Below are 245 nucleotides of genomic sequence, written 5' to 3'. Positions count from 1 at the left end.
CTTTTCGTGCTGGAAACTACGGCGCAAATCGCGACACTCTGCGCACTTTGAACGAACTCGACATCGGTTTCGATACCAGCTTCACGCCCGCCATCTCGAACGGCCATTGCGACATTCCGCTTGGCCGGGAAACGACCCAGCCGGTGCTGATGGAAGGTGTGATCGAAGTGCCGACCGGTTGCATTCGCGATGCCACCGGCAATCTGCGCCATGCCCAGATCACCGCCCTGTCGTTGCGCGAAATG

General features: G+C 59.2%; 1 pseudogene. It reads left to right on the top strand.

Going from position 1 to position 245, the window contains the following annotated elements:
- Positions 1-245, top strand: a pseudogene (locus tag A3736_RS17665) (hypothetical protein); the annotation flags it as partial.

It is taken from the genome of Erythrobacter sp. HI0063, from assembly GCF_001635685.1.
Classification (GTDB): Bacteria; Pseudomonadota; Alphaproteobacteria; order Sphingomonadales; family Sphingomonadaceae; genus Qipengyuania.
This window is presented reverse-complemented; position numbering and strand designations above follow the sequence as displayed.